This window comes from Marinobacter sp. DSM 26671, assembly GCF_900112835.1.
GTDB lineage: Bacteria > Pseudomonadota > Gammaproteobacteria > Pseudomonadales > Oleiphilaceae > Marinobacter > Marinobacter flavimaris.
This window is the reverse complement of the sequence record NZ_FONF01000004.1, coordinates 1-13,635: the sequence shown is the minus strand read 5'-3', so window position 1 is coordinate 13,635 and position 13,635 is coordinate 1. Positions and strand designations below refer to the sequence as shown.

Below are 13,635 nucleotides of genomic sequence, written 5' to 3'. Positions count from 1 at the left end.
CGTTCATGGTTGTGTGGAGAGCCAGAATACGCTGTTTTTTGCCTGTCAGCTCTTTTCAGCGCCGATTTCGCTGACTACCACCTGATTTCTGCCCGCTCTCTTGGCCTGATAAAGCAGTTGATCGCAGGCTGACAACAGCTCCCGAACACCGTTTATACTTCTGCTCCAGCATACGACCCCGGCACTCAAGGTAACATTGAAAGGGGTGCCATCGTCGCTGACAAAGCTCTCCGTCTCCATGCCGATACGCAGGGATTCGGCAACGTGGCGGGCATCACTCAACGTGGTGTGAGGCATCAGAACGATAAACTCCTCCCCCCCGGTTCGGGCGACAATATCAGTCTTGCGAGTCCGTGTTTCGATCAGATTGGCCACCGTGCGCAATACCGTATCGCCGGTAAGATGGCCCCAGGAATCGTTGACGCTTTTGAAGAAATCAATGTCCAGGGAGAGTAATGAGAAAGGATGGTCGTAACGGGCGGATTGTTCTTCCAGTTCCTCAAGCTTTCTGAGCAGGTATCTCCGGTTATAGAGCCCTGTCAGTTCATCGGTAATCGTCAAAGCTTCCAGCTGGAATTCCAGGCGTTTCTGATCGTCGATGTCAGTAATAACACCGTGCCAGGTAGTGCTGCCGTCCGGATTTCTCTCCGGCTGGGAGACACCTCTTAGCCATCGGATTTCGCCGTCCTTGATGATCCGGTAGTCGCAAACCCATTCGCTTAGCGTCTTGCGGGAGCGCTCTATGGTTTCGTGGACTCTTGAAATATCTTCCGTATGAATGGCTTCAAACATCCGTTCCGGGTTGGTTCGGGTTTCCTCTGCTGTTAAGCCATAAAAATCCTTGGCCTTGCGACTCATGTAGGGGAAGTGAAAGCTGCCATCTTTGTTGAGGGTAAAGGTATAAATGACCCCCGGGAGAGATTCGGCAAGCTGTTGCAACTGGTGTTGGGAAACTTTCTCTTCCGTGACATCAAGATGTGTACCCATCAGCCAACGGCTTTCTGCCGTCTGGCCATTGTTGAACAGGGTCCCGCGGGTGTGGATGTAACGCCAGTCTCCGTCCTTGTGAAGCATACGCACCACGCATTCAAACTGGTGGGCATCACCGCTCAGGTACGCGGTCAATGCCTGGTTTGCTGACTCGATATCGGTGGGATGACTGAGCTTTTCCCAGGTCTGGAACGACAATGGCGAAAGCTCTTCCAGGGTGTAACCCAGCATGGTGGCCCAGCGTTCATTAAAAATGATTTCGCCGGTGTCCAGGTTGTATTCCCAGGTGCCTGCCCCGGTGCCGTCAAGAATGGCATTGAGCCTGGTTTCTGCAGTCAGGTGCATGTGATCCCTCACACGAACGCCGCTTGTTCGCGGCTAGTTGTGGCCCGAATGGTAACGAGCCCAATTGAAATTATTGGCCCAGTCGAGCGCTTCTGCCAGTGGCAGAGGTGGACTGTACCGGTAGCCCTGTCCGACATCACAGCCAAGTTCGAGGAGACGTTGTTCCTGCTCGGCGGTCTCCACCCCTTCCGCCACAGTGCGCCTCTGAAAACTCTGGGACAGGCGTAAAATAGCTTCTACGATCATCGAGTTATCCTGGTTTCCTATCAGATCGCCCACAAAGGTTCGGTCGATTTTTACTTCCTGGGCCGGCAATGTCCGGAAGTAATTCAGTGACGAGTAGCCGGTTCCGAAATCGTCCAGGGAGATGCAAAGACCGGTATTGCGACAGACACTGAGATTCTTCATGACGGTAGTGGTATCGTCCAATGCCGTCGTTTCCAGGATTTCAATGATCAGCCGGTCACGCACTTCGTGAGGGCACTCGTTCAGCGTGCCTGTGATATCGTCCGGGAAGTGTTCACTCAGGAAATGGGAGGGGCTGAGGTTGATACTGAGAGTATACGGCAGCCCCAGGCTCATGAAGTCACAGATCACGCTGACCGCGCTTTCCATCACGAACAGTCCAACCTGTCTGGCGTAGTCGGTAAACTCCAGGTGCTCCAGAAAGCGCGCCGGGGAAAGGAGTCCCTCCTCCGGGTGGTTCCAGCGAATCAGTGCTTCAAAACCCTCAACCGTTCCGGTGCGGTAGTTGATCTTCGGCTGGTAGTAGAGTTCGAACTGTTTTTTCGCCAGCGCTTCGTCAACCTGTTCGAGTACACGAACTCGCTCCTTGCGATTAAAGTGAGACGCCAGATCAAACAGGCTATAGGTATCCTTTCCCGAATCTTTGGCCGCATACATGGCTTGATCGGCATGCCGAAGCAGCGTGTCCGGGTCTTCGGCGTCATCGGGATAAACGGTCACCCCCATACTGGCCGACAGTTTCATGACGGCATTCTGGTAGCTGATGGGCCGGCGGATAGCTTCCAGAATCCGGTTGTAGACTGTTGAGTCTTCGACATCCCTGAGAACAGCGACGAATTCATCGCCCCCGAGTCTGCCGATGGCATCGTGTTGCCGTATAGTGGCTTTCAGACGTTCGGAAATGATCTTCAGAACAGCGTCGCCCAATGCATGGCCGTGGTGATCGTTGATGGCTTTGAAACCGTCCAGATCAATGAAGCAGAGCGCCACCGTGCCATGGCGGAGATTAGCCTCATGGAGCTCCTGGGTGAAGATTTCCGTGAGTCTCCGGCGGTTGGGCAACCCAGTAAGGGCGTCATAATTGGCGGCTTTTTCAAGGCGTTCCTGATGCTGTTGTTTTTCGTGATGCAGGCGCTTCCGTTCAATCAGGTTCCCGAGGGTTTGTAGCAGTGGCTCCAACTCTTCGGCTAGCCTGACCTTATATCCCCCGAGGCGATTGGCCAGCCCTACGAGCCCCACCTGTTGATCGCCCGAGAAGACCGGAATGCCGATATAGGCGTCGATGTTTGGGTGCCCCTCCGGCAATCCTCCACGGCGGGGGTCGGTGGTAACATCCTTCGAGACCACAACTTCTCCCGTGGTCATCGGAAGGGCAATTAGGGTATCAAGGCGGTCGAAAACCAGCCCTCGCCTTTCCACCTGCTGGTAAAGCGCCTGTGTTTTCGGATTCCAGGCAATGTTGGTGATCGCGCCGATTTTCAGATAAGGGTCGCCGTTGGGCCGGAACAGGGTTTCACCGATGAAACCGAACTGGCTGCCTGTGAGAGACAGCATGTCATTCAGCATTTGCTCGAAGGCAGCATGCTGGTTATCACTGGTAAGAAAGACGTTCAGGGCCCTCTGGATCGACCGGTTGAGGTGGGAAACCTCGACGAACTCATGGTTTTCGATCGACAGGTAGGTTCGCTCGAGTTCGTCTTCTATCATCGTGGCCAGGTTGCGAAGGATATCGAGGTCCAATTCCCCGAAATCCCTCGGCTTATCGTCGATAATGCAGATCGTGCCGATTTTGAAACCGGTTGGCTCGCGCACCGGCATGCCGGCATAGAATCGAATATTGGGGAAGCCGGTCACAAGGGGATTTTGCGAAAAGCGTGGATCTTTCGTGGCGTCCGACACTATAAACGCCTTGTCCTGCTGGATTGCGTAATCGCAAAAAGCAACGGAGCGGGGGGTTTGGCTGGCTTCGAGGCCCTGGCGGGATTTGAACCACTGCCGTTCGCTATCAATTATCGAAAAGAGCGCGGTTTTCACGCCATAGTATTGGCGGGCAATCCGGGTGAGCCTTTCGAACCGATCTTCCGGGGGCGTATCAAGGATGCCCAGGCGCTCAAGTGCTGTGAGCCGACGCTTCTCCAGGGTACTGCTGTCCATGGTTCTGACTCACCTTGTTTGACCAGACGACTGCTGGGAAAAAAGTTCAATGGCTTCTTCAACAGGTAACGGCCTCGACAGTAGATAGCCCTGGCACAGATGACAACCCATTTCACGTAACAGTTCGAACTGCTCAACAGTTTCTACGCCCTCTGCAATAACCTGAATATTGTGAGCGACGGCGATATCAATAATGGATTTGACGATCACTGCTCCTTTTTCCGTCGAGACCTCATCCACAAAGGTTTTGTCGATTTTCAGGTCATCAATGCCGAGGTATCGCAGATAGTTCAGTGAAGAGTAACCAGTGCCGAAATCATCAATAGCGATACGGACACCCTGGGTGCGAAGCGCATCAAGGTTATGATGGGCTTCTTCCGACCGTTCCATGACCGCACCCTCGGTAATCTCGAGTTCGACGCTTTCGATCGGAATCTGCGCCTCTGCGATGCTCGCCAATACCCACTTGTGGAAATCCGCCTGTGAAAAGTGTGCTGGTGTTATGTTGATGGCGACCGGTGGGAAACCGGGAATCGTGGCTCGAGCGGTCGATATAAGTGCAAAAACCTGACTCAGAACATACCGATCCAGCTCCAGGCCCAGAGAGGATTTTTCCGCGATGGGAACAAATTCACCCGGAGAGACAAATCCCTCCTTTGGATGGTGCCAGCGAACCAAAGCCTCATAGCCGGCTATCGATCGATCAGCACACTTGTATTTTGGTTGCAGATAGACTGCCAGTTGCCGATTCTCGATGGCATCCTTCAGCCCCTGCTCTATTTCTATTTGCCGATGAAGAACCCTGTGATGTTCGGAATCAAAAACGCCGATACGCTGGTTGCGTCGCCGTGCAGACCCTTTGGCGGACTCCGCCAATTCCGGTAATACTTCAACAACCCCGGAATCCGCAGGGTACATCGCAATCCCGATGGTTGCCCTCACGTTCAACTGGTTTTCCCGAAGTTTAAAAGGCTTCGAAACGTAGTCGACAATGCGTTCAGCAATAGCCTCTGCGTCTGCACGGCTGCTGACATGCAGTGCGACAAGGAACGTATCCGCTCCTGCGCGCGCGCAATGATTGGCGCGCTGAATAGCGCGACCGATACGGTTGGCAAGCTTGATAAGAACTGCATCGCCAATCTCGTAGCCATAACGCTGATTGATAAGGCTGAAATGTTCAATATCGATGAAGAGGAGCGCCCCGGGACTGGCGCTTTTGAACCAGACCTTGCAATCTTCAACCAGTGTTTGTTTGTTGAGCAAACCAGTTAAAGGATCGTGTGTCCTGAGGTAGTGTGCCTGCTGGAGTGCCTGCTCCTGTTCAGATACGTCGATGCCAAAGCCCTGTACCTCGGCATCATCGCTTCCGGGCGCCGAGGTCCTTCGAAAGCTCCATTCGACCAGCGTTTGCGCGCCATCTTTTCCAATCATCGTCACTTTGACGGCAATCTCTTCAGACGCATCCTTATCATTGAACAGTGAGGCCAGTCGTTGACGGATATGGTGGCCCGGTTCATTGAAGAAGACCGTGATGGGGGCGCCGATAATGTCGGTGTTCTCTGTGCCCAGGGCCCTGGTAAATGAGGCATTAGCAAAGGTAATGCGGAAATCGCTGTCGAGGCGAAGGATAAACTGTTTCTGCGCCTGGACGATTTCCCGATAGCGCTCCTCTGCTGCGGCAAGCTTGTCGAGTGCATTTTTATAACTGCTTAGGTCGTGGCAGATGCCGACAAACAGATGTTGGTCAGCAAGCCTGGTCTCGCCTACGGATAGGTGCATTGGGAAGGTTTGGCCGTTTTTCCGCTGGCCCCGGACATCACGACCGATGCCAATAATTTTTCCAACGCCGCTGCTTTTGTAGTTTTCAATGTATTGGTCATGATGCCGGGCGTCGGGCTCAGGCATGAGCATGGACACGTTATTACCCAATACCTCCTCGGGAGCATAGCCGAAAAGCACTGTCGCAGACTCAGAGAACTGCTGAATGATTCCTTTGTCATCGATAACGATAATGGCATCAACCGCCGCATCCATCAGCGCCGACGCCAGGCCTTGCTCAATCATTGTCGTCGTGCCACCTGGAATTATCCGTCATTTGAACCTAACGACGAGCTCGTGCAAATCGTTCGCAATCTGTTCAATGTTTTTCACGCATTGGGTGGACTCCTCACCTTTGGCCAGGTTGTTGGACGCCAGATCGGATATTTTTTCCACCTGCTCATTAATCTGGTCCGACACCTGAGCCTGTTCTTCCACCGCTGCCGCCATCTGCAGCGCCATTTCAGCAATGTTGGTGACGGACTCGGCGATATCATTCAGAGTGCTCTCGGCCGAGAGCATTTTTTCCATGCCTTCGTCTGCTGACAGTTTGCCTTCGTCGGCCTTTTGATTGGCCTCCTCAGAGCGAGAAATCAATTCGTTTACGATGCCATGGATTTCACTCGTCGAGTTGCGGGTGCGGGAGGCCAGACCTCGCACCTCCTCGGCTACCACAGCGAAACCGCGACCATGTTCCCCGGCCCTGGCTGCTTCTATGGCGGCATTCAGTGCCAACAGATTGGTCTGTTCGGCGATTTCCTCGATAATCTTTGCAGCGGAGGCTATTTGTTGAGTCTGTTGCGCCAATTCCCCGACGGAATCGCTGATGCCATGGACGGAACCCTTAAGGGTCTCAATCGCCTCCCGAGTGCCGCGAACAACAGAGCGACCCTCATTGGCAAATTCCTTGGCACTGTCTGCTCGCTCTGCGGTTGATTGAACATTTGATGAGACTTCAGCAATCGTTTGAGACATCTCGTGCACGGCCGCTGCAACCTGTTCGGTCTCGGACTGCTGCTGCTTCAGGGCCTCCTGTGCTTCGAAACTGACCTCCCGACCTTTAACAGAGTGCAGCCTCATCTCATCGGCAGAATCTTCAAGTCTGGTAAGTACCGCATCCAGGTGTGCTTGTTGGGCTTTCACTGCGACTTTGATGCGCCCAAGTGGCAGGTCGTCATCGGTGTAGCTCTTTGCAGCGAGATCATCCGTAAAGCTGTGTTCAAGTAGCTTCGTGACCGACCCCATTAGTTGCTTACGGGCCAGATGCATCCAGCCGGCATAAGCAATGACGCCACCGGCCAGAACCAGTTCCGAGAAGGTTTGCTGACCGGCCAGGAACAGGGCGCCTGCGACGATGAATACCAGGACAAGAAAGATGGTGGGCGGCTGCACCCTGTGCCACAGAGGAACGCCGGATTTGCCTGCACGTATGGAGGCATACAGTTTTTCCGCCCGCTCCACGTCTTCTCTGTCCGGGCAGGATCTGACGGACTCGTACCCGACCACCTTACCGTTCTCGGTTACGGGCGTAACGTAGGCACTGACCCAATAGTAGTCACCGTTCTTGCACCGATTTTTTACCAGACCCATCCAGGGTTGGCCGGCTTTCAGATGGGACCACATGTTTTCGTAGGCGGCCGGCGGCATATCCGGATGCCGGACGATGTTGTGGGGCTGGCCGATCAGCTCATCACGAGTGAAACCACTCACCTCGACAAACGCAGAGTTACAGTGGCGAATCTTCCCTTTCAGATCAGTGGAAGAAATCAGTTTCTGGTTAGGCGAGAAGGTTTTCTCGTTATCCGTGACCGGTAGATTCTTTCGCATGACGGGGCCTGATTTGAATGGAAACAGGAATGTTTACTATTTCAAAGTAGGACAATTAATGCAAAAGAACTATAGGGAGTACAGATTAAGGAGCTAAGGAAATTCCCGATTGCAATAGTAAAACTGCCCGGAATTCAAAGCCGAAGCACCTTATTTTCCAGTTGTTCTCATGTGTAACACAAGGTTTCGGTGCCTTTACCCCTAAAGGTTTGGCAACTTATCTTTTGGCCGGTTTCGCGAGCCATTCATGCCCCTTTAACATGCCATGCCAGTAAAGGGTCGGCAGCTGCTTGGCCTTCAGCCACCAGGCGGCTCGGGTAGCCTTGGTGCCATCGTTGATCCATTTCGGGAAGCTGGGCTGGAGTACGCCGCCGTAGCCGAATTCCGCCAGTACGATCTTGCCGTTTTCCACGGTCAGCGGGCAGGAACCATAGCCCAGATAGGCGGCCTCAAGGGGCTGGTCTCGGAGCGTGGCCACCAGGTTTTCCGCCACCACCGGCGCCTGTTTGCGCACCGCGGCGGCGGTTTTTGCGTTTCCGGTTCCGCTCACGTCGCCAAGGCCAAAAATGTTGGTGTAGGTTTTATGGCGCAGGGTATCGTCCTCAAGATTCAGCCAGCCGCCTTCATTTGCCAGTGCGGATTCCCGGATCAGCTTCGGTGCCCGCTGGGGCGGCACGGCGTGCAGCATATCAAAGCTTACTTCGCGGTCCTGGCTGTTGCCCTCGCCATCGGTTGAGCGGAAAACGGCTGTTTTCGAAGGCCCGTTCACGGCAACCAGTGTGCTCTGGAAATTCAGGTCGATGCCGTATTTTTCGACATAGGCTTCCAGGGCCGGGACGTAATCGGCGACACCAAACAAGACGGCTCCGGCGTTATGAAACTGGATATCCACATTGTTGAGCACGCCGTGCTTGAGCCAGTAATCGGCAGACAGATACATGGCTTTCTGAGGGGCGCCTGCACATTTGATCGGCATTGGCGGCTGGCTGAAAAGAGCCCGGCCTTTCTTGAGCTTCTGCACAATGTCCCAGGTGTAGCTGGCCATGCCTTCCCGGTAGTTGGAGGTGACCCCGTTGGAGCCCAGCGCCTCCTCAAGACCTTCGATGCCGCCCCAGTTCAGCTCCAGGCCGGGAGCGAGAACCAGCGCCTTGTATTGCATGGATGAGCCGTCACCCAGGGAAACCTGGTTGTTGTCCTGGTCGATGGCGGTCACCGGTTGCTGGTACCAGGACACGAAACTGGGCATGACGTCTGACATGGGCTTGGAGGTGACCTCGGGCCGGAAAACCCCGCCTCCCACCATCGTCCAGCCGGGCTGGTAGTGGTGCCGGATGGCTGGCTCCACGATGGCAATGTCGATGCTGCTATCCCGTTTGTGGATGCTGGATGCTACCGATATACCGGCTGCCCCGCCGCCCACGATTATGACGGTATGAGTTTTGACGCTGCCCGTGGTGGTTGTGTTGCTGGTCATGCCTCGAACCTCTTGTCTTTGTTTGCTCTGCGCGAGTGGTGTTTGAGATATATCAAAGCGTACCAAACTTTAGAGTCTAACGTTATATCAATAGGAAATATAAAGATCGGAAATGCTTTGTGTCATGCTTCAAGGGGAAGACTCTCTCAATCTCGACCTGGATGGCCCCGTGCAAAATGACTGAATGCCGAACTTTTACCCTTCTTGCACTCCTAATGCTGACAGGTCTGCTGGCAGGTTGTGCGTTGCCATCCCTGAAAGACCGCTCACAGTCTGTTGCATTCGTTCAGGCGCAGACGGCAGATACGCGCCTTGGCAGCGCAGTTGGCAGAGAGATTGAAACCCACCCCGATCTCAGTGGTATTACAACGCTGGAGCATCCACTGGACGCTTTCGTTGCCCGCGCTTTGCTCGCAGAGGCCAGCGAGAGATCCCTGGATGTCCAGTACTACATCTGGCGGGACGATATTACCGGCAAGCTGCTTCTGTACTCGCTATATCGCGCGGCCGAACGTGGCGTTCGGGTTCGGCTGCTTCTGGATGACAACGGCATCGCCGGCCTGGACGATTTCCTGGCGGCGTTAAATCATCACGACAACGTCGAGGTTCGGCTGTTCAATCCGTTTGTGATTCGTAGTTCCAGGACTTTGGGCTTTCTGACGGACTTTGGTCGCCTGAACCGCCGGATGCACAACAAGTCATTCACGGCTGACAACCAGGCCTCCATTATTGGCGGCCGCAACATTGCTGATGAGTATTTCGGTGTGGGTGACGGTACGCTGTTCGCGGATCTGGATGTTCTGGCGATCGGGCCCGTCGTGGAGCGTGTCTCCAGGGATTTTGATCGCTACTGGGCGAGTCAGTCCGCGTATCCGGTGGATCGGTTGCTCGCAGGCGCCGATGATGAGGATCTGGATGCCATGGCAGCAAGTCTTGCTTCCGTCGAACAGGATGCTGAAGCCCGGCGCTTCGTGGCTGCTTTGCAGAATTCGGATTTTCTCAGGGAATTGCTGGACCGGGAGGTCTCTTTTGTCTGGGCGCCGGTAGAGATGGTGAGCGATGATCCTGCCAAGGCTCAGGGGCTCGAAGGAGAGCAGGGTCGATTGAGCCAACAGTTGGCCCTGGCGTTGGGTGAACCTGAAAAGACAGTGACCCTGGTTTCGCCCTACTTCGTCCCCGGTAATCGTGGCGTCGAGCTGTTTCGCGAGCTTGAAAGCGCCGGTGTGCAGGTGCGGATTCTCACCAACTCCCTGGAAGCCAATGACGTCGCCCTGGTGCATTCAGGCTATGCGAAATACCGGGAGGCCCTATTAGAGGCGGGCGTTGAGTTGTTCGAGCTGCGCAAATTCAGGTCTGAGGATGACGACAGCAAGTCGAGCCCTCGCGGCATTGCCGGCAGCTCGGCCGCCAGCCTTCACGCCAAAACCTTTGCCGTAGATGGTCAGTCGCTTTTCGTTGGTTCCTTCAATTTCGACCCCCGTTCAGCGAATCTGAACACCGAGCTGGGTTTTCTGATCAAGAGCCCGGAGCTGGCGACCGCACTGGAATCCGCCTTTCCCGAGAAAGTCAGACTGGCGGCTTATGAGGTTGTGCTGGATGAAGACGGCGATCTCCGGTGGCTGGAATTCACTGGAACAGACACGATTGAGCACCGCCATGACCCGAATACCGGCCCTTTCGAACGGGCATTGGTGTACTTGTTCTCGTTGTTGCCTGTGGAGCCGTTGCTTTAGTTACGTAATCAGCGCTGTGATTGACGGCGTCGACGTTAAGTCGATTTTTTGAGGCGAACCGCTAGGGGAAAAACGGGAAGATGGTCGGCGTGGCAGGATTCGAACCTGCGACCCCTTCGTCCCGAACGAATTAATTGAAGAAATCTCCCGGAACAAGCTCATCCAAAAACTTTCAACATTTTTCAACAAAAATCATTTAAAACAAAGTAATACAGTACTCGTCCTGATTCTTTCTAATTCCGTTTTGTTACTTGCGATTAGTGAGCTGTGGTGGCAGTTTGGTGGCTGGGATAGTTTTCCAGCAGAGGGTGCCAGTGAAAACCAAGATCACGGTAGCAGTAGCAAGAGAGTTTGTTTGTGCCGAAAACGCAGGGAAAAGGTTATGGGATACCGAGGTATCGGGTCTGCATCTGCGCGCTATGGCAGGGGGCGCTAGCTGGTATCTCCAATACCGAACCGCCACTGACCACAAGAAAAGGACTCTTAAGCTGGGTCGGTTTCCCTCGATGACTGTTGCTGAAGCTCGTAAGCGAGCTGGTATGGAAGCCGCAAAGGTGAAGTTAGGTAGAGACCCCCAGGCGGAGCGCGAAGCGGCAAAGAGAGCAAATCAGAGGGAGAGGGAAGAGACCGTTCGAGCTTACCTCGAAGGCCCTTACGCTGTGTACCTCGATAGGCGGAAAGGTGGTAAGACTACGAAGGGATTGATCACTAATCATTTTCCTCTCTGGCTGGATAAACCAATGTCCTCGCTCAGGCCTGAAGACCTGGCGCGGTGGCAGTCGGAACAGGAGCAAGCCGGCAAATCGTGGGGGACCATCAAGCGAGCATGGGATGCAATGCGAGCCATGCTCAACTACGCGGCTTCACCCAAGCGAATGTTCCTGGCTAAGAATCCGCTGGCGGGCTGCACGCTCGAGCCTCCGGCATTGAATGAAGAGCAGCTTGCTTCAGCCGGAGCGGAAAGACGTTTCTTGAGTGACGAAGAGGTCGCACAGTTATTTACTGGGCTCGTTCTCTACCAAGAAGAGCGTCGAGCGGAGCGCAGACGGTCCCGAGCACACGGTAAAAAGCACTTACCTGATCTCGACCAGTTAGAGTATGTCGATCATGTCGAGCCGTGGATTCTAACGATGTTTTATACCGGGTTCCGGCCCGGCGACTTGTTTGGTCTTCGCTGGGAGCATGTGAACCTGAACTTCAAAACGATTAGAAAGATCGTTGAGAAGATCGCCCATTATCCCGAGCACAGCAGACCAAAGGAATTTCCTCTCTCAGACGCTGCTGTGGATGTTTTGGCTCGGTGGAGCCAGCAAGAGGGTAAGCCTACCCAAGGATACGTTTTCCAATCCAAACGCAGCGAAAGCGGGCGTATGGATAGTCATGCCATGCAGAAGCCCTGGAAGCAAATCAAGCGCTTGGCCGGACTACCCGAGTCTCTTCACCTCTATACGCTTCGCCATCACTTTGCATCGTCATTAGTGATGGCTGGCGTCGATCTGCTCACGGTTTCCCAATTAATGGCCCATGCAGATATCAAAACGACGATCGAACATTACGGTCATTTGAAACCCGGCAAGGCGAGAGATGTCGTGAATCTTTTTGCCTTGGAGCAAACCCCGAGCAATGGAGAAGAACGTAGATATGGCAATTGATCATCAAGAGTCAATTTCGATCAATGAAATTCACAAGGAAATCGTAACGCGAGGTCTTGGAAAGAAAGGCACACTTGTTGTTCCTTACCCCTCGGCCGAATACGTTCGTCATAACAATTTGGAAAAGTCAGAGAATCTTGGTTACGAGAATGTTTCACGACTCTTTGACAGAAAGCCCAGTTTGAAACCGGATAAAACTTGGGAGCTTATTGCGCAGTGGCGAATAGACGGCCTAAAAATTACCGGCTTTGACCCTGATAAACCGAATCCCTTGAGCGAGGCGACTGTAAACAGGGGAGATTTGGCTAAATTTCTCAAAGAGAATGAGTACGCGATTCCTGCGGGGTTGGTTAATGAGCTGGGTCTATCGGGTGCTGCTACACCGATCATGGACCCTGACTCTACCTATATGTCGGCGGGACTGAGGGCTGTCGTGCAGGCTTCAGTTGAGTTTTGGAAGACCGCGGACAGAGACGATAGCTCAACCCATCCGACGAGTACTGAAGTCGTCGAGTACCTAACTGACAACCCCGTACACAATATCCCTCGCTCTTATGCAGAGAAGTACGCGACTCTTATTAGGCCTGCCTGGGCAGCGAAGGGTCGCCGCGCCAAGAGCACGTGAAAAGGGTATGCGTAGGAATGTGGTCCTGATTAAAGCCTCTTAAAAACAGAAAGTTACAGCTTTCTTGGTTAAGAATCAGGAATATATTTAAGCTATTAGCCTACATTTCCTAGTGGTCGAATCGCTCCCGAATCCACAGTAATTCGGGAGTATTTCGATGAACGATCCAACCCTCCATTCCAAGAAATTAAACACTCGTGACGCTGCCCTTGTCCTGGGTTGCTCTCCGAACACGCTAAGACTTTCACGCCATACGGGAACTTTGTTCGGGCGCCCTACTCCGGCCTACCTAAAACTCGGCCGTTTGGTCCGATATGAGGAAGAGAGGCTTCAACAATGGCTTGCGCAGTTCGATGAGCAGCGCAACACGGCGGAGGGCGTTTAAGATGAAAGCATCCTCTAGTTCACGAGTTTCCAGCCACGCCTCATACCATGAGTGCATAAACCGCTGAAGGTTGCCACCCATTCCACGTGAAGCCTGCCACCCGGACCGGAGCAAGACTGCCACCCATCGGAGCGTAGCGACGCGGGGTTTCTCTTCTTACTCCGAAGTCTCAGTGCCCGTCAACCTTGCCTGCTGTTTTCGCATGGATTCCCCTCGCAGATTGATCTTGTAGGCGTTGTGTACGAGCCGGTCCAGGATGGCGTCGGCCAGAGTGGCGTCACCGATTACGCCATGCCATTCTTCGATGGGTAATTGGCTGGTGGCGATGGTGGAGCGCCTGCCATGCCGGTCTTCCAGGACCTCCAGCAAGTCTCGCCGATTCTCTG

The 13,635-nt window shown here is 53.9% G+C and carries 9 protein-coding genes and 1 pseudogene; 4 read left to right on the top strand and 6 right to left on the bottom strand.

Annotated elements, in window-relative coordinates; all coding sequences use genetic code 11:
• Window positions 1-45 precede the first annotated feature (45 nt).
• The 5 genes from BM035_RS05600 to BM035_RS05580 all read right to left on the bottom strand — a co-directional run bounded on the left by BM035_RS05600 (window position 46) and on the right by BM035_RS05580 (window position 8,854).
• Window positions 46-1,335, bottom strand: coding sequence for a sensor domain-containing diguanylate cyclase (locus BM035_RS05600; protein ID WP_092030638.1), 1,290 nt, complete (start codon window positions 1,333-1,335; stop codon window positions 46-48).
• A 33-nt stretch (window positions 1,336-1,368) separates the two neighbouring features.
• Window positions 1,369-3,735, bottom strand: a complete 2,367-nt coding sequence (locus BM035_RS05595; protein WP_053113418.1) for a sensor domain-containing phosphodiesterase — start codon at window positions 3,733-3,735, stop codon at window positions 1,369-1,371.
• Between the two features lie 9 nt (window positions 3,736-3,744).
• Complete coding sequence (locus tag BM035_RS05590; RefSeq protein WP_053113419.1) at window positions 3,745-5,799, bottom strand: putative bifunctional diguanylate cyclase/phosphodiesterase; 2,055 nt, start codon at window positions 5,797-5,799, stop codon at window positions 3,745-3,747.
• Window positions 5,800-5,826: 27 nt separating this feature from the next.
• Window positions 5,827-7,380, bottom strand: coding sequence for a methyl-accepting chemotaxis protein (locus BM035_RS05585; protein ID WP_092030636.1), 1,554 nt, complete (start codon window positions 7,378-7,380; stop codon window positions 5,827-5,829).
• A 217-nt stretch (window positions 7,381-7,597) separates the two neighbouring features.
• A complete protein-coding gene (locus tag BM035_RS05580; RefSeq protein WP_053113421.1) occupies window positions 7,598-8,854 on the bottom strand; it encodes an NAD(P)/FAD-dependent oxidoreductase in 1,257 nt (418 codons plus the stop codon).
• Between the two features lie 176 nt (window positions 8,855-9,030).
• Between BM035_RS05580 and BM035_RS05575 the strand changes: the two genes are divergently transcribed.
• From BM035_RS05575 to BM035_RS23165, 4 genes are all read left to right on the top strand, one after another.
• Window positions 9,031-10,587, top strand: a complete 1,557-nt coding sequence (locus BM035_RS05575; protein ID WP_092030635.1) for a phospholipase D family protein — start codon at window positions 9,031-9,033, stop codon at window positions 10,585-10,587.
• Window positions 10,588-10,901: 314 nt separating this feature from the next.
• The gene (locus tag BM035_RS05570) at window positions 10,902-12,239 is read left to right on the top strand and encodes a site-specific integrase (RefSeq protein WP_139216021.1); all 1,338 of its coding nucleotides are present in this window, start codon (window positions 10,902-10,904) and stop codon (window positions 12,237-12,239) included.
• The gene (locus tag BM035_RS05565; protein ID WP_092030631.1) at window positions 12,229-12,864 is read left to right on the top strand and encodes a hypothetical protein; all 636 of its coding nucleotides are present in this window, start codon (window positions 12,229-12,231) and stop codon (window positions 12,862-12,864) included. Before BM035_RS05570 ends, BM035_RS05565 begins: the two co-directional genes overlap by 11 nt.
• 157 nt (window positions 12,865-13,021) lie before the next feature.
• Window positions 13,022-13,249 carry a helix-turn-helix transcriptional regulator gene (locus tag BM035_RS23165; RefSeq protein WP_139216019.1) on the top strand — a complete coding sequence of 76 codons (228 nt, stop codon included), beginning with the start codon at window positions 13,022-13,024 and terminating at the stop codon, window positions 13,247-13,249.
• Between the two features lie 156 nt (window positions 13,250-13,405).
• On the opposite strand, the pseudogene istB reads toward BM035_RS23165, so the two are convergent.
• A pseudogene (gene istB / locus BM035_RS05560) lies at window positions 13,406-13,635 on the bottom strand (IS21-like element ISSpu5 family helper ATPase IstB); the annotation flags it as partial.